This window comes from Planctopirus hydrillae (assembly GCF_001707835.1).
GTDB classification, from domain to species: domain Bacteria; phylum Planctomycetota; class Planctomycetia; order Planctomycetales; family Planctomycetaceae; genus Planctopirus; species Planctopirus hydrillae.
Genome location: NZ_LYDR01000039.1, coordinates 105,637 through 120,713, shown reverse-complemented (window position 1 = coordinate 120,713; position 15,077 = coordinate 105,637). Strand labels below are relative to the sequence as shown.

Here is a 15,077-nt window from a genome sequence, read left to right as displayed (position 1 = left end):
ACCGCTGGTCATTGTCCAGCGGTACGTTTCGTCAGCCTAATAGCCTTTTTGCGAAAATGCCAATGGAATTCCAGATGTTGGCCAAGGCCGTTCCCAATCCCGTGAAATGATCATGAACTCACCGAAAATTGTGCACCGGGCGGCAGGAATCATCTGTTCCAACGCGGTGCAGTCCGCCATAGGCAGAAAACTCACCTTGCGTCATTCCCGGACACCGACGAAGATCAAAGACTATTCCGTACTCTCACTTCACGAAATCATTCGCTGGAAGCAGACCGGATCAGCGACAGTTGTGACACAACGGCACCACTAGATAAGTTAAAGATCGAGCATGGACGCTCATACAAAGACCAGCCAACTGGTTTCTGAATCAAATACTGGTTCCGCAAAAGAGCCTTCTCTGGCGTATGGTGTCGATCCGACCCGGCCAGAAAAGTACAGCTTGAGGCAGGCGCGGTACCATGCCGTCAGTGAAGAGATTGCCCGGCTGATTCCCGAATTCAAGGCTTCTGGCCGTCGTCTCAAGATTCTCGATGTGGGGATCTGGAATGGCGTGCTCATGCGTTATGTCGAAGCTTTGCCAGGTTCAGAAATTGTCGATCTGCATGGAGTCGATCTCACTCTGCAACCGACCATTTACAAGCCGGAAAAGTGGGCCAGCCTCAATGCCGGCGATCTCATGGGCGGCCTCAACTTTCTGGAATCAAATCAGTTCGATCTGGTGGTCTGCGAGCAGGTGCTGGAACATCTTCCGACCGTTGATGATGCCATTTCGACTCTGGGCCGGGTGCTGGCACCGGGGGGATTGCTCATTGTCGGCGTGCCGATTTTCCCGGAAGGCATTCATCTCGTTCGCAAACATCTGGTTCCTGCTGTCGATAAACTGGTGGGCAAAAAGAAGCCACGTGGCCACCTCCAGGCTTTCAGCAAGCGGACATTTATTGGTGCAGTGACTCAGCATGCTCCAGTCAAGGTTGTCGCAGCCCGAGGTTTTCGTATTTTTTCGGGCGGATTACTCCGGCCATTGGAAAACCAGAAATGGTGGTGGCAATTGAATCGTACAGCGGGCGAGACATTGCCTTCGCTTTGCACCGAGATTCAGGTTCTGGCTCGCAAAGCCGCCTGATGTTCGAATCGGCTGTCAAAAATCGAGAGAAAAGTTCGATTTGCGAGAGAGATTCGCGGAACTTTCACCAGAGATTCATCGCGAAACCATGTTGTTTTGGATGATAAATGAAGCTGGGGAAGTTGATTTTGCTGCTCCCAAAGCGTGGATCGTGGCAATGCTGCCAATGTCGGCAGGCTCCTCCGGTGACAGGTAGCCAGAAGTTCTGGTCAGAGGTTTTCGTTCTGGGAGACAATCACCTCTGGCACAGTTTCGGGCTGAATCATCTCGCGGGTGATCCTGCAGGGGGCCTCGAAAATGCTTGTGAATTCCATGGCTGTCGGGCGAGAGTTTGCCAATGGCGAGCACCCCGGCAGCACGCCTGATGAAGGAAATCAAGGTCGATTTCTGTCATCCAGTCCCGAAGTTTCGTCCAGTTTGCCTGACGTTCACTCACTGCGAAATACGCACTTTTTGCCCGGTCGAGAAGCCCTTGAGCAACTCGAATGGAACTGGCGGCCAGCCGGATCCGGGCGTCCCGGGCCCAGACATCCAGGCGAGGATCAACAACGGGGAAAGGATCTCCTCGGCGAATTTCCGGCTCCTCGAGAGCGTGGTGTTTCGGCTGAAAGTCGTCTTTCGCCCGTCGAAGATCGACAGGAACGAGCAATCCGAACCGTCTTTGTCAGCGATACACATCTCGGTTGCCGACATGCTCACGCCGTCGAACTTCTCGATTTTCTACGAAGTGTCGAGCCCGAATCGCTCTATCTCGTGGGTGACATTATTGATGGCTGGAAGCTGAAAAAATCGTTCGCCTGGAAGCAGGTGTACAACGATATTCTCTCGCGGCTGCACGAACTGGCGGCCTCCGGCACAAAAATCTATCTCACTCCTGGAAATCACGATGCGTTTTTACGCCGGTTCCAATGGGGGTTTGATTTCGTCACGATCGAAGATGAATTTGTCTTCGAAGCGGCCGATGGCCGGAAGTATCTGGTCATTCACGGCGATAAATTCGATGTCGTCGAACAAAGCGCGCAGTGGGTCTCAGGCGTTGCCTCAATTGGTTACGACTTGCTGCTTTCGGCCAACTGGCTCTTCAGCCGGTGGTTCAAAGCTCCCGCCAGTGGCAGTTATTCGTTCAGCGGTCGCGTCAAACGGAGTGTCAAACAGGCTGTTCGATACATCAGTTCCTTCGAGCAACGTCTGGCCAGGTATGCCCTTGAACAAGGTTGCGAAGGGGTCATCTGCGGCCACATCCACACCCCCGCACATGATCACCGTCACGGAATCGTGTACTGCAACACCGGGGACTGGGTTGAGAATTGCACCGCGTTTGTGGAATATGCCCATGGAGAGATGGAATTGATCCATTACTTTGAAACTTTCTCCACGCGGAAAACGAGTGCTGCAGATTGCAGCCATGAAACTTCGGTGACGGACAACAGCTTGCCTCTGCCCATTCCTGCACTGGCCCATTCCTGAACTGGCCTGTGCCTGCAGTGAATTGGCACCACAGGATCTGGCTGCTGTCCCGTGCTGAAGCTTGCTCTGATTCCCGTGTGGCCACTATCAGCAACCGGGAATCCGACGGATGGTTGTCGAAAAGCTCAGCAAGACATGGTTTAACCTCGTCCATGGCCGAAATCTGGTCTACAACCAGTGCTGGGAAGACCCTCGCTTAGACCGGGTAGCCCTCGAACTGACTTCGAATGACCGTGTGGTGGTCATCACTTCCGCCGGTTGCAACGCTTTGGATTATGCCCTGGCCGGTGCCGGTCATGTCCATGCGGTCGATATGAATCTGCGGCAGAATGCACTTCTGGAACTTAAGCAGGCTGGCATTCGCAAGCTCGATTACGAAGACTTCTTCCAGATTTTTGGTTGCGGTGGACATCCCCAGTGGGACTCTCTTTACACACAAAAGCTGCGACCGGAACTGAGTGATACCACCCGCAAGTTCTGGGATCGCAAGAAAGCCTTCTTTACCGGCGATACCCGTCGCAAGTCGTTCTACTTCCACTGCACTTCGGGCACATTTGCCTACATTATCAATGTTTACATCGACCGGATTGCCAAGCTGCGTGACGGGGTCAATGCCATCCTGGCAGCCAGCAGCCTCGAACAGCAGCGCGATATCTTCAAGCAGTACAAGCTGGCCGAATCGCTCTGGCGGCCCTTCATCCGCTGGGCCATGCGGCGGGATATGACGCTGGCACTCCTGGGAGTTCCCAGGGCTCAGCGTAAGCAGATCGACGAGCAGTATCCCGGAGGGATTCTGCAGTTCGTGATGGATCGCGTCGAAGCGGTCTTCACCAAGCTGCCGATCAAGGATAACTACTTCTGGCGTGTTTACCTTACTGGCCAGTACACACCCGAATGCTGCCCCGAGTATTTGAAGCCGGAAGGCTTCGCACAGCTCAAGGCTGGTGCCGTCGATCGAGTGAGCACGCACACCAACCACATTCTTGGATTCCTGCAGGAGACGCCGCATCAGATTTCGCGGTTCATTCTGCTGGATCACATGGATTGGCTTTCCAAAGATCCCGCGATGGCCATCCTCACTCAGGAATGGCAGGGGATCATGGATAAGGCAGCTCCCAACGCCCGCGTCTTGTGGAGATCGGCAGGCCTCAATGGTGAGTTCGTGAACCCCATTCAGGTCAACGTGAATGGCCAGAAGAAAACTCTGGGTGAAGCGTTGGAATACAACCGCCCGCTGGCCGAAGAACTCCACACGAAAGATCGCGTGCATACTTACGGCAGCTTCTGCATTGCGAACATCAAGAACACATAGTCGCCGTTGCGGCCAATGATCGTCTTGAGACGAGACCAGCCAGCCACTTGCCCGGTTGGAATGGAATCGGGTCGAATCTGAACAGAATTGCCGCAGGTACAACCGGCGTGCATGCTTGTATTGCACAACCAGCCTCAAGCAACCTGGGGCCAACAATCACGTTTGACCCCAGGCAGTTTGTCTCTCACTGCTCGAATAAATTTCCCGCTTTTACTTCTGACCCTTCACTTGATGTTCGAGTGTGCAATCGGCTTCTGCGGGGACAGCCGGGCCTTTGCGATCGACCGGATGTGTGAACAGGTATTTCCAGACATCCTCATAGAGGTAAACACCCTTCGAATTTTTGGGAGATGGCCCGCCCGGGACGGAAGCACCGTGAGCCTTGTTGGCATCGTTCCCCACATTGGCATTAGTGACCAGTCGCCGGGTATTGCTGAATGGGGGTTTCGCATCATCGACATTCACAATCGGGCCAAAGTCATTGAGCCCCAGTAACAGCCACGACCGGCAGTAATGGTCCGCAGTCCAGCCACCATCCAGCACATGCGTAAAGCCAAAGAATCGTTCATGTGGCGTGGCTGAAGGAAGCTTGTACCAACCTTCCAACTGATCGCGCGGGCCGGAAAACATCACTACGCGATCCACCTTCTGATGGACGGCAAACCGGGCGGCTGTCGTCGAACCGTGCGAAATCCCGCTCATGATGACATCTTCCCAGCGGAGATCACCCTCTTCAGTCAGGAATTGTTCCCATTTTCCCTGGGGATTTTCTTTGGCCAGCCATTTCACAAACTGACGCGACCGTTCGGCCATGCCATCCGGGAGCGGGATATCAATATCGGGACTGAAATCCTCGCCTGTGGCGGCTTCAAGGCGAATTCGCCCGAGGTAGAGTTCATCGGGTGGTGGTTCTTTGTTGAGCTTGCCAAACCAGCCATTCGCATAATGAACTTGAATTCCATGCAATCCGTAGCCGGAGATCCGCTCAAACAGCCCCTGATTGTGGCCCATCAACCAGATCACCAGTTTGCCTCGGGGTTTGACGCGAGTATCGACGACGGCATGCTGCACATCCTGCGGCTTGCCGTCTTTGTTAAAGACAAAACCAATCTCAGGATGCTCCTTGGCTCTGGGATCGATCTGACTGGCCCGGGCGGTGAGGTCGTAGCGCTTCGGTGTTTTGTCGTTGTAAGCCGGGACGACTCGTACGGCAGCACTCTTCGTTGTATTGGGTGGTGAAGCACTGGTTCTGGAAGATTTCGACTGAGCCGCGGCTGGTTCCAGTGTGCCCAGCAGCAGCAGTCCCGACAGGCAAACGCCAATGGTTTTCCAATCCAGAAGAGAACCCCAATGCCTCGATACTTCGCAGATCTTCATCAGCCAACACTCCTCAAGTCATCAGTCTCCAGATGCAGGTTGTCATCAGGTTGTACCGGATCTTGATTCCCAAGGGGACATTCTTTTGGGAGAATCCTGATCGTGTGAAAGCGATCCATGATTCGGCTGTTCATGGGAACTGGTGGTTTATTGCGGGAAAGAAAGTTCGCCATGGCTGATGAAAAACGAACGGCCGTCAGTTATCTCGTGTTTGATATTGAAGCGATTGCCGATGGTGAACTGGTTTCCCGCATCCGCTTTCCCGGTGAAAATCTCTCGGCCGAGGCAGCCATTGCGAAATACCGCGCCGAGTTGATGGAAACGACGGGAAAAGATGTTCTCCCCGTCACCTACATGCTTCCGGTCTCGGTGGCTATTGCCAAGATCGATCCCGAGTTCCGCCTGCTCGATCTGGTCGTTCTCGATGCACCGGAGTATCGCCCACACCGCATTGCTCAGCTCTTCTGGCAAGGATGGCAGCATTACGGCTATCCCACACTGGTCAGCTTTAATGGCCGTTCGTATGACATGCCTGTGCTGGAACTGGCGGCCTTGCGGTATGGTTTCTCGATCCCCGCATGGTTCTCTTTAGAACTGAGATCTTTTGAGCAGCCCCGTAATCGCTACAACAGTTCATCTCACTTCGACCTGTGCGACTTCTTTTCGAACTTCGGTGCCACACGACTTTCGGGTGGCCTGAACCTCCTGGCCAATGTGCTGGGCAAGCCCGGCAAAAGTGGCATCGATGGTTCGATGGTGCAGGATTTTCATCATCAAGGTCGTGACGAAGAGATCAACGACTACTGCCGCTGCGATGTGCTGGATACCTATTTCGTCTTCCTGAGAAGCCAGGTTCTGCAGGGTAAGTTGACACTTCAGCGTGAACAACAACTGGTGGGTGAAACAAAAACATGGCTGGAAGATCAAGCCGCCACTTCACCCGCGTATCAGCATTATCTCTCGCATTGGGGTGATTGGCAGCCTCCACCCGTTAGCAGCTAATGCGAATTCCAGCACTCAACGGCTCTTTGTGTGCCATGCTTGCGGCTCGGAGTTACAATCGATTCCACACAGACTGGTACCACCGTCCACCATGGGTAGCCCGGCCAACTTGTGGCCGGGTTGTCGTGATTTTTCACGACAACAAGACGCCGCGCCATACGCGTCCCCTGCCACCACGCGTGAGTTGGTATTGGGTTGTACGACTCGGGTGACCTTGAATGACCAGGGGGGCGGATGAAGACATCCGCCCCTGCCATCGACCCGTCAGAAGTGAGTCACCAGAGAAGACTACTCCACGCGAGCCGTCGCTCGGGGTTCAAACTGCGGGATTTCTGTCTGTTGCAAGAGTGGCTGGCTCAATTGAGATCGGTCTTTAATCGGAGCTGAGCTGGAAAGGGCAGGCCCAGACTGCATGGCCTGCGTTGCGGCTGCAAGTGCCGCACGGGCTTCTGCCAGTCGCGGGTCAACCTCCTGAGCAGTAGCGGCTACATCCTTGATCTCGGTCGTGCGGAGATTTGCCACGGGGTCTGCCGGAATGTACCCCTCGTTCTGTACAACGCGACTGTTCTCGGGGCGATTGCCAGATGCAGTCGCTGCTGCAAGAACATCGGAAGTTTCGGTACGGTCCAGGATTGCGGCAGCCTGGCTGGTTTCTGGATTCTGGCCACGTACCCGCAGGTTATCGATATTCGAACTGGTGGCTGATCGACGCTCAAATGGTCGAGTGAGAGAAAATCCCCGGGGTTCGTTAGCAGTGCCTGGAGAATTGGAAGCCACGCTCGCCAGTGATGCCGGTGGCTGTGTTCGGGTGGCCTGAAGTTCGGGTGCAGACTGCGAATTGTTGCCAGCGAGCATTTCGCCTGGTCTTGTCGGCTGCCTGGGACAGCCAGCGAGTACCCAGCGGTCGTGTTCCTGTTCAATCTGCTCGACGTTGCTGTAGCCATAATGAGCTTGCAGTGCCTGATCCCATCCCCTTTCGTGAGCAGACTGGAGGAACTTGAGGTACTCGCCTTTGCTCGATTTGGCAATGAGATAATCCGCCAGCAGATAGCCTTGTGCATAGAGCGTGAGGACTTGTCGCTGATCCTGCGGATAGTTTTTCATCCCCAGAAGTGTTCTCAGAGGAATTTTGCGACGTCCACCCGTGGCTTCGATGGCGAGTTTTTCCAGCCGCATTCTTTCCGATTCGTGTTCGATGAGTGAGGCGGCGCCTTCATCGGCCCAGCGGGGGAGTGGTCGGCGAAAGTAGCAGGCGAAAATTGTGTGATTGACTTCATGCGGCAGAACCGAATCGAGAATTCGCTCGGGAGTCCCCTGAACTTCCATGTTCCAGCCATAGACTTCGCCACGATCAAAGTTAAACGTGGTGGCACCACCTGCCGGGTAGTTCCCCACCTTGCAGGAGATTGGGCAAGGCTTTCCCCAGCGGGGCATTTCGCGACCTGTCCAGGAGAGGCACAAGTCCCGGCGGAACTCTTCGGCGGCTTCTCCCACAACGCGAGCGAATTCATCGGTCGGCGCTGTGACAATAAAGTTGGGAGTGCGGTAGCTGGCCGCTTGTGCCGCGAGCGAAAGCAGAGAACAGTGAAGGAACGCAATCGCCCAGATGGCGATTCTGGCCCGTGTCGCATCCATGCGCAAACTTTCCGATCTGTGTTGTTCGTCCGGGGCTCGGAAATCGGTTCAGGACGATTTTGAGCCGGGTTTGGCACTGAGCATCCTGCTGGCGTGCCAAACTTCTGACGAGCGAATCATGCGCCACTTTGCCTTGATGCGCCTAGTCGAGTTATAACTCGATACCCTCGTTGGAGTTAACTGTTACAATCGCCCTGGGCGGTTCGAGAAAAATTTCCATTTTTCGGCAATTTCTGCCTGTAAAAGTTTCAATAAGGCTGCTCTGAATCGTCAAGAACGGCCACTTCGAGGTGATGAAGTCCGTGAGTCAGCAATCGGAAGTGGCTGTTGGTTTCGTGCTCAGGCTGCGGTTCTCATGTTCGAGCGGATGTGTTAATTCTGTCCTGCATGTTGTCCATGCGAGGCACATTGATCAGCGACGAAGTCGATAGGGCCAGGCCATGACGATCTCTCCCACCGAAGTGGCAACTTCAATGGCTGTCGGGCCCCACGCTCAACCTGCCTTGAGTGAAGTGGCCAGCCAGTTGATGCACCCCGCATCCCGGGTGATTTTGTTTTACGATGGTCAATGTGGGCTGTGTCAGAAGTCGGTGCAATTTGTTTTGAAACGACAGCCTCAAGGTTCGATTTTCTTTGCGCCTCTGCAAGGGACAACAGCAGCGGAGATGCTTCCCGCTGTTGATCGCGAGCAGCTCGATTCGATGGTCGTTGCCAAAAACGGCCAACTCTTTCGCCATTCCACCGCTGCACTGGTCATTGCCAAAGAACTTGGTGGCTTCTGGAACATGCTGGGCCATCTGGGGAGTCTCATCCCGAGGCCACTTCGCGATCTCGTCTATCGCGCTGTCGCCCGCAACCGATATCGCATGTTTGGAAAGGTCGACGCCTGTCGCCTGCCACAACCTGGTGAACGCGCTCGATTTCTCGACTGAACGCGGTTCGCCGCAGCGTTCTCAAGTTTTAATGGCCATTGGCTGACATTGCACCCTGCCAATGGATAAGCTGATCTCGATGAGTTTAGTTGCAAGTCGCGCAGAGCGACGACAACCTCTGCCCTCACCACCTGATCGACCATTCCAGGAGTTTTCTCATGCGGCACATGAATTTCAGTTGGCGAACAGTTCTCACTTTAGGATTAGCCGCTGGGGCCTGCTTTTTCGTGGACGCCACGTCGATGGCTGCAGACAATCCCAAGACGGCCTATCTCGATGGGGCTGCAGCAGGGCCAGATTTTGCCATTCAAGGCGAATATGCGGCTGATGGCTGGGGCCTGCAGGTGATTGCTGATGGCGATAGCAAGTTCCGTGGAGTTCTTTACCAGGGTGGGTTACCGGGAGCAGGCTTCGAAGGTAAGACCGACAAGTTCAAACTGAGTGGCGCCACAAAAGACGGCAAAACCTCGCTGGCTGGTAGCGACTACGAAGTCGTTATTGAAGGCACAAAAGCTGTTGTGAGGCACTCGGCCAAATCCGTCGAGCTCAACAAAGTCCAAAGAACGTCACCCACACTGGGGCAAAAACCACCAGCAGGTGCCGTCGTGCTGTTCGATGGCACAAATGTCGATCAATGGGACAAAGCTTCCATGACCGAAGACAAACTTCTGAATGTGGGGACTCGCACCAAGGAAAAGTTCGAAGACTATACCCTGCATATCGAATTTCGCTCACCTTACATGCCCTATGCCCGAGGGCAGGCTCGCGGCAACAGCGGGCTCTATCTGGGTGATCAGTATGAAACCCAGATTCTCGATTCTTTTGGCCTCGAAGGGGCTGATAACGAATGTGGTGGCATCTACATTAACTCGAAGCCTCGAGTGAATATGTGCTTCCCACCTCTCTCGTGGCAGACTTACGATGTCGACTTCACCTGCGCAAAGTTCGACGAGGCTGGCAATGTGAAATCACCTGCCAAAACCACAGTTCGACATAACGGCGTGGTCATTCACGAAAACCTCGAACTCAAGCCCACACCCGGCGGCGGACAGAAAGATCAGAAGCCAGGGGCCATTTACCTGCAGAACCACGGTGATAAAGTTCACTTCCAGAACATCTGGATTCTCAAGAAATAGCAGCCGAATCGCTGGAAAGACTTCATTTTTTCAGACGCCAGTTCGTAATGAAGTCTGAATGATCACAGTCCGAAGGATGAGTTCGGCTTTCGCGTGCAGTTTTCCCGCGACTGCGCTTGCCTTCGGCTGCAAAGCATGATCGACTATTGATATGTTTTATCGCTGAAGATCAATGGCGGGTCGGCCCCCCTATTGAGAGCGTGCTCACTCATGACAGCGAAGTTTTGAATCACGAAACGACCTCCGGAGAGTTAACTATGGATCAATTGAATGGATCACGTCGGGAGTTCCTCGCGACGACCGGTATGGTGGCAGGGGCGGCTCTGGCTGCACAGGCGGGCTTGGCCACAAGTGCCTATGCTCAAGGTGATGACGTGATCCGCATTGGCCTTGTGGGCTCTGGTGGACGCGGAACAGGTGCAGCACGCGATGCTCTCTCGACCGATCACAACGTCAAACTGGTCGCTGTGGGCGATGTGTTCGAAGATCGAGCCAATCGGGCCGTGGGAAGCATCAAGGGCGGGCTGGGCGACAAGGGAAGCAAAGTCGATGTTGCTCCCGACAAGGTCTTCTTCGGCTTCGATGCCTTCAAGAAAGTGATTGACAGCGGTGTCGATCTCGTGATTCTGGCAACTCCTCCAGGTTTCCGACCTCAGCAGTTCGAATACGCCATTAATGCCGGCAAGCATGTCTTCATGGAAAAGCCAGTTGCGACTGACGCCCCTGGCGTCCGTCAGGTGCTGGCCGCCAGCAAGCTGGCCAAAGAAAAGAACCTGAAGGTGGGCTGTGGTCTCCAGCGACATCACGACATTGGCTACATCGAAACCATCAACCGCATCAAGGATGGCCAGATTGGTGATGTGATTGCCATGCGGGCTTACTGGAACAACGCCGGTGTGTGGGAACCACCGCTCAAGCGCGAAAACGCCAAGAGCGAAATGGAATACCAGATGCGTAACTGGTACTACTACAACTGGCTGTGCGGTGACCACATCGTCGAGCAGCACATTCACAATCTCGACGTCTGTAACTGGGTGAAAGGTGATTACCCGGTCCGTGCCAATGGTATGGGTGGCCGACAGGTTCGCGTCGATAAGCGATATGGCGAAATCTACGACCATCACTGCGTCGAATTTGAATATAAGGATGGTTCCCGCACTTACTCCCAGTGCCGCCATATTCCTAACACCTGGAATCAGGTCTCCGAATTTGTGCATGGCTCGAAGGGAACTTCGAATCCTTCCGGTTCGATTACAGCCGCCGGGAACGACTGGCGTTATCGCGGGCCGCGCCCTAACCCTTACGTTGTCGAGCACGACGACCTGCTCAAGGCAATCAAGGGCGGTGTCGCTTACAACGAGGCCGATAACGGCGCCTACAGCACGATGACTTCGATCCTGGGCCGTATGGCGACATACTCCGGAAAAGTCATCGAGTGGAACGATGCCCTCAATTCACAGATCAGTCTCTTCCCCAAGGAACTGACCTGGGATGCTGACATGCCAGTGAAGCCCGATAGCGAAGGCAATTATCCCATTGCCACGCCCGGCGTGACCAAAGTGGTCTAACTCCGATATCGGATTTCCTCCTGGTGGTGAAGTTTCCGCCGGGTGAAAAACATAAGGTCAGGGGTCATGGAGAGTTTCCATGCCCCCTGACCTTTTTCATTGAACTGATACATCCTGCCGGCTGAGCCTGTTTCCAACCCGGGTGTGAAAACAGATGCGAACAATCAACTGTCGCGGCTGAGTGGCATGATCACATAGGTGTAATCGTCATCGGTGGTAAACACGCCGGGGCTTTCATCATTGATCAGCTTCAGATGGACTGTCGAAGACCCTTCCAGCACGCGCAGGAAATCTCCCACAAATCGAGGGTCAAAGCGAATCGTCAGTTCGCTCCCCTGATAGCCGATGGGCAATTCGATTTTCGATTGTCCAATGTCGGCAGCTTTACTGGCAAGTCTCAATGTCCCTTCCGCGAAAGTGAAGTCGACGCCGCGACTCTCTTCATTGGTCACCACCTGTGACTGCCTCACGGCTGACAGGAAGGTCGAAGCGATCAGATCAATTTCCGCCTCATATCGGGAGGGGATCACCTTGCGATAATCCGGGAATCGCCCTTGCACAAGCTGTGTGGTAATGGATGCTCGACCAGCCCGGATCGAAATATCATTGGTGTGGATCGCCAGGCAGACATTGGTGGCTTCATCCCCCAGTGACTTCTCAATGAGAGACATCGCTTTTGAAGGGACCACTGGCTGCTGGCTGCCACTGACCGGTTGACCCTCCACAGAACATGTTCCGACAGCCACTGCCAACCGGCGGCTATCTGTGGCGGCCATACGAACCTGATCCGCAGAGATCTCGACCAGCACGCCACCTAACGCGTAGCGCGTGCTCTCGGCATCGGTGGCAAAAAGTGTCCGCTTGATCAGCCGGCGAAAGACATCAGCAGGGACGACAAAATAGTCTTCTTCGACGAATTCTGGTGCTGTCGGGAAATCGGCAGGATCTTCTGCCGACAGGCGAAACTCACTGCCACCACAACGCAGCCAGACAGCATCGCCATTGACTTCCAGCGAGACCGTGTCGTCTGTCAGTTCCCGTAAAATCGAAGTTAGTCGCTGTGTGGGCAACAGGGCACTGCCACCGACTTTGCATTCCACATCTGTCAAATCAAAACGAATACTTGTGCCATCCCCATCTGTCCCCGTCAGTTGAGCAGATGAGGTCGCTCCCGGCCCGGAGGCGACGGCATCCAGCTTGACGTTTTTCAGAATTTCTCGCGGCGTCCGGGAAGGAACCACAGCACCTACCACGGTGAACGCTGCAGACAGCACAGCACGTGGACAAACCAGTTGCATTGAACTTAACTCTCGACTTGGGAATATGTTTTTTGAATCGACAGTCCAAAAACTGCCTTACAAAAGCCAGAATTGGCCCTATTCCGCAAGTGTACCTTGTCGACAGGTCAAATGTTGGGTTGTCCTGAGAAAAAATCATCAGCCAAGTTTCGCAGGCAAATTCGGCATTCACTCGACGAGTGCCGAGCTATCGACCCGCTGGGGAGGTTCCCCCCGCAGCCGCCTGACGTTGATCCGAGACGCCGTAGTGCTCTTTCAAAAAAGGACTGAGCCCTTTGACGAAATCTTTCGCCGTCTGCGGCAAAGCGGCAACGGAACGCAGATCGGCTCCGAACTCCATCTGAATGCAATCGATGCCGCCAGGATTCTGGCTGCCATGCGCCACGACAATTTCACCCCCATTGTACTCGACTTCCTGATTGGGAGTGGCTGTCGAGGGAGGAATCATCCGTAATCCTGCCTCTTCCATGACTTTCGAATACAACGAAGCCGCATCCTTGCCAGTACGTCGGTTCAAAGCACTGATTGTCAGACCATTGCGAGTGCCCCGATAGACGGCTCCCTTCTCCTTGCTTTGACCATGCACATCAATCAAAAGCCCTGAGCCGTGCTTTTCCAGAATCGCCTTCTTGAACTGCTCAATCGCACCATGGTACTCATCGTACACCACCTGAGCCTCGGGAGATTCATAGGCGTAATCGGCCTCGCGATTGGCATCAAGATACTTGCGTGAGACCCGCAGGATCACCAGATAAGGCCGCTGGCCAAATTCGGCTTCCAATTGATTGGCAATCGCTTCGGCCAATTCACTGGAACGGACATCGCGCACCGTCTGGAATCGACTTCCCCCACTTTTCCGATCTCGCGGCAACGAACCGGGTAAATCGAGTTCACCTCCATGCGGTGCCGATAAAATCACAGGCAATGTTCCCTTTTGAATGGTCACGAACTCAACTTTTTTAGGTTTTGTCGTTGCTGGCTTCTTGGTAACGGCTGGCTGATTTGATGCCGTCTGAGCTTTGGCAGCAGGAACAAATACTCCCATCGCCAAAACGAACAAAGTCGAAACCATGAATGATGAACGTAACATACAACAACGACCTTGATTGATCATGATCTGGCCCGGAAAGACGTTCGCTAAAAATTGAGAGCGAATTCGATGCAGTCACAAGCCAGATGAAGCACAATGATTCCGTGAAATCCCAGAGATCATCTGGTGAATGATGACCTGACGTTTATTAATGTGAGCCGCTGGTTGATGAAACCAGCGGCTCACAAGTACTTATTCAATATCAAGCCTGATTCAGCAGCAGATCGAATCCTTTGCGACAATCATGGCTATCGCAGTTAATCGACTTTCGTTGTCGAATCGGCACTTAACTTTTGTGGGGAAGCGACCGGAGCCGGTAGCTCATCAATCCCGGCTGCCCAGCGTACACCAGCCTTGATAAGATGGTGAGGACCATTCTTACCTTCGGGATGACAGCTGTAGCAGATGACCCGTCCATTCCCGTAATTGACTTTGGCAATCGCACTGGTACCCACCATGACACCGGAGGGAGCACCCTTCTTAGCGATCTCGGTGGCGTAGAGCGCTAATGGTTCGTAAGGAGGGAGTTCTTTGGTGCTTCCCGGGCTGAGCAGCGGACCCTGACCATAGTAGACACCCACCAGATCGCTGGATTCACCCAATAGGGTCTTACCAGATTCTTTCATCTCCAGTTCGACAGGGCCTGTACCACGAGCCCAGTGGGCCTTGTCGACCACCTTGGCATTCATCAAGCCGAGTGACCAGGAGTAGTCGGATGTCGCCAGATAAGCACCAGCGCAGATACCGACATAACCGCCGCCATTTTTCACAAACTCCTTGATCTTCGCACAGCCCGCTTCTTCCAGCTTTTTCGACTGAGCACTGGCACTTCCGCCGGGAATAATCAGCACATCGGTCTTGGTGAGTATATCGGTATCACGGATCTCTTCCGGACTGACACGCACACACTTAAAGCCATTTTCCTCAGTCAGAAACTTCATCAGATTCTTTGGCCCGTTGGCCGAACCATCCGAGTGATCATAGATTGATACTCGAATCGGCTCCGCAGCTTGAGCCACCGAAAGCGTCAAGCTGGATGCGGCAATACTGAACGCGACAAAGAGACAAAAGCCTGAAAACCTCATCAACATGCAAAAGACTTTCTATAAAACAGTCTATGGAATATATTTAGGT

The 15,077-nt window shown here is 53.9% G+C and carries 13 protein-coding genes; 8 read left to right on the top strand and 5 right to left on the bottom strand.

Annotated elements, in window-relative coordinates; genetic code table 11:
* The first annotated feature begins 112 nt into the window (after nt 1-112).
* From A6X21_RS24240 to A6X21_RS03620, 4 genes are all read left to right on the top strand, one after another.
* Nucleotides 113-313 carry a hypothetical protein gene (locus A6X21_RS24240; RefSeq protein ID WP_131818178.1) on the top strand — a complete coding sequence of 67 codons (201 nt, stop codon included), beginning with the start codon at nt 113-115 and terminating at the stop codon, nt 311-313.
* Nucleotides 314-331: 18 nt separating this feature from the next.
* Complete coding sequence (locus tag A6X21_RS03630; protein ID WP_068846143.1) at nt 332-1,126, top strand: class I SAM-dependent methyltransferase; 795 nt, start codon at nt 332-334, stop codon at nt 1,124-1,126.
* 297 nt (nt 1,127-1,423) lie between these two features.
* Entirely contained in the window at nt 1,424-2,593 is a 1,170-nt protein-coding gene (locus tag A6X21_RS03625; RefSeq protein ID WP_131818177.1) for a UDP-2,3-diacylglucosamine diphosphatase, read from the top strand.
* A 109-nt stretch (nt 2,594-2,702) separates the two neighbouring features.
* Nucleotides 2,703-3,905 (top strand): BtaA family protein, encoded by a 1,203-nt coding sequence (locus A6X21_RS03620; protein WP_068846141.1) that lies wholly within the window; start codon nt 2,703-2,705, stop codon nt 3,903-3,905.
* Nucleotides 3,906-4,115: 210 nt separating this feature from the next.
* Here A6X21_RS03620 and A6X21_RS03615 read toward each other — a convergent pair whose 3' ends face one another.
* Nucleotides 4,116-5,282 (bottom strand): BPSS1187 family protein, encoded by a 1,167-nt coding sequence (locus A6X21_RS03615; protein WP_083233376.1) that lies wholly within the window; start codon nt 5,280-5,282, stop codon nt 4,116-4,118.
* Nucleotides 5,283-5,399: 117 nt separating this feature from the next.
* Between A6X21_RS03615 and A6X21_RS03610 the strand changes: the two genes are divergently transcribed.
* The gene (locus A6X21_RS03610) at nt 5,400-6,284 is read left to right on the top strand and encodes a 3'-5' exonuclease (RefSeq protein WP_240490151.1); all 885 of its coding nucleotides are present in this window, start codon (nt 5,400-5,402) and stop codon (nt 6,282-6,284) included.
* Between the two features lie 288 nt (nt 6,285-6,572).
* On the opposite strand, the gene A6X21_RS03605 is transcribed toward A6X21_RS03610, so the two are convergent.
* Entirely contained in the window at nt 6,573-7,919 is a 1,347-nt protein-coding gene (locus A6X21_RS03605; protein ID WP_068846140.1) for a hypothetical protein, read from the bottom strand.
* Nucleotides 7,920-8,359: 440 nt separating this feature from the next.
* Between A6X21_RS03605 and A6X21_RS03600 the strand changes: the two genes are divergently transcribed.
* The 3 genes from A6X21_RS03600 (at nt 8,360) to A6X21_RS03590 (ending at nt 11,555) form a co-directional block, all read left to right on the top strand.
* Nucleotides 8,360-8,851 (top strand): thiol-disulfide oxidoreductase DCC family protein, encoded by a 492-nt coding sequence (locus A6X21_RS03600; protein ID WP_240490150.1) that lies wholly within the window; start codon nt 8,360-8,362, stop codon nt 8,849-8,851.
* Nucleotides 8,852-9,009: 158 nt separating this feature from the next.
* Nucleotides 9,010-9,987, top strand: a complete 978-nt coding sequence (locus A6X21_RS03595) for a 3-keto-disaccharide hydrolase (RefSeq protein WP_068846139.1) — start codon at nt 9,010-9,012, stop codon at nt 9,985-9,987.
* Nucleotides 9,988-10,244: 257 nt separating this feature from the next.
* Nucleotides 10,245-11,555 carry a Gfo/Idh/MocA family protein gene (locus A6X21_RS03590; protein WP_068846138.1) on the top strand — a complete coding sequence of 437 codons (1,311 nt, stop codon included), beginning with the start codon at nt 10,245-10,247 and terminating at the stop codon, nt 11,553-11,555.
* 164 nt (nt 11,556-11,719) lie between these two features.
* On the opposite strand, the gene dnaN is transcribed toward A6X21_RS03590, so the two are convergent.
* From dnaN to A6X21_RS03575, 3 genes are all read right to left on the bottom strand, one after another.
* A complete protein-coding gene (gene dnaN, locus A6X21_RS03585; protein ID WP_068846137.1) occupies nt 11,720-12,853 on the bottom strand; it encodes a DNA polymerase III subunit beta in 1,134 nt (377 codons plus the stop codon).
* 187 nt (nt 12,854-13,040) lie between these two features.
* Nucleotides 13,041-13,943, bottom strand: a complete 903-nt coding sequence (locus A6X21_RS03580) for a hypothetical protein (protein ID WP_068846136.1) — start codon at nt 13,941-13,943, stop codon at nt 13,041-13,043.
* 257 nt (nt 13,944-14,200) lie between these two features.
* Nucleotides 14,201-15,028 carry a BPL-N domain-containing protein gene (locus A6X21_RS03575; protein WP_315851664.1) on the bottom strand — a complete coding sequence of 276 codons (828 nt, stop codon included), beginning with the start codon at nt 15,026-15,028 and terminating at the stop codon, nt 14,201-14,203.
* Nucleotides 15,029-15,077: the final 49 nt, after the last annotated feature.

Excerpts from the sequence above, each read along its gene's own strand:
- A6X21_RS03580 (WP_068846136.1), bottom strand. The coding sequence starts at position 13,943 with ATGTTACGTTCATCATTCATGGTTTCGACTTTGTTCGTTTTGGCGATG.
- A6X21_RS03590 (WP_068846138.1), top strand. The coding sequence starts at position 10,245 with ATGGATCAATTGAATGGATCACGTCGGGAGTTCCTCGCGACGACCGGT.
- A6X21_RS03610 (WP_240490151.1), top strand. The coding sequence starts at position 5,400 with ATGATTCGGCTGTTCATGGGAACTGGTGGTTTATTGCGGGAAAGAAAG.
- A6X21_RS03615 (WP_083233376.1), bottom strand. The coding sequence starts at position 5,282 with ATGAAGATCTGCGAAGTATCGAGGCATTGGGGTTCTCTTCTGGATTGG.
- A6X21_RS24240 (WP_131818178.1), top strand. The coding sequence starts at position 113 with ATGAACTCACCGAAAATTGTGCACCGGGCGGCAGGAATCATCTGTTCC.
- A6X21_RS03575 (WP_315851664.1), bottom strand. The coding sequence starts at position 15,028 with ATGAGGTTTTCAGGCTTTTGTCTCTTTGTCGCGTTCAGTATTGCCGCA.
- dnaN (WP_068846137.1), bottom strand. The coding sequence starts at position 12,853 with ATGCAACTGGTTTGTCCACGTGCTGTGCTGTCTGCAGCGTTCACCGTG.
- A6X21_RS03600 (WP_240490150.1), top strand. The coding sequence starts at position 8,360 with ATGACGATCTCTCCCACCGAAGTGGCAACTTCAATGGCTGTCGGGCCC.
- A6X21_RS03620 (WP_068846141.1), top strand. The coding sequence starts at position 2,703 with ATGGTTGTCGAAAAGCTCAGCAAGACATGGTTTAACCTCGTCCATGGC.
- A6X21_RS03595 (WP_068846139.1), top strand. The coding sequence starts at position 9,010 with ATGCGGCACATGAATTTCAGTTGGCGAACAGTTCTCACTTTAGGATTA.
- A6X21_RS03605 (WP_068846140.1), bottom strand. The coding sequence starts at position 7,919 with ATGGATGCGACACGGGCCAGAATCGCCATCTGGGCGATTGCGTTCCTT.
- A6X21_RS03630 (WP_068846143.1), top strand. The coding sequence starts at position 332 with ATGGACGCTCATACAAAGACCAGCCAACTGGTTTCTGAATCAAATACT.
- A6X21_RS03625 (WP_131818177.1), top strand. The coding sequence starts at position 1,424 with ATGCTTGTGAATTCCATGGCTGTCGGGCGAGAGTTTGCCAATGGCGAG.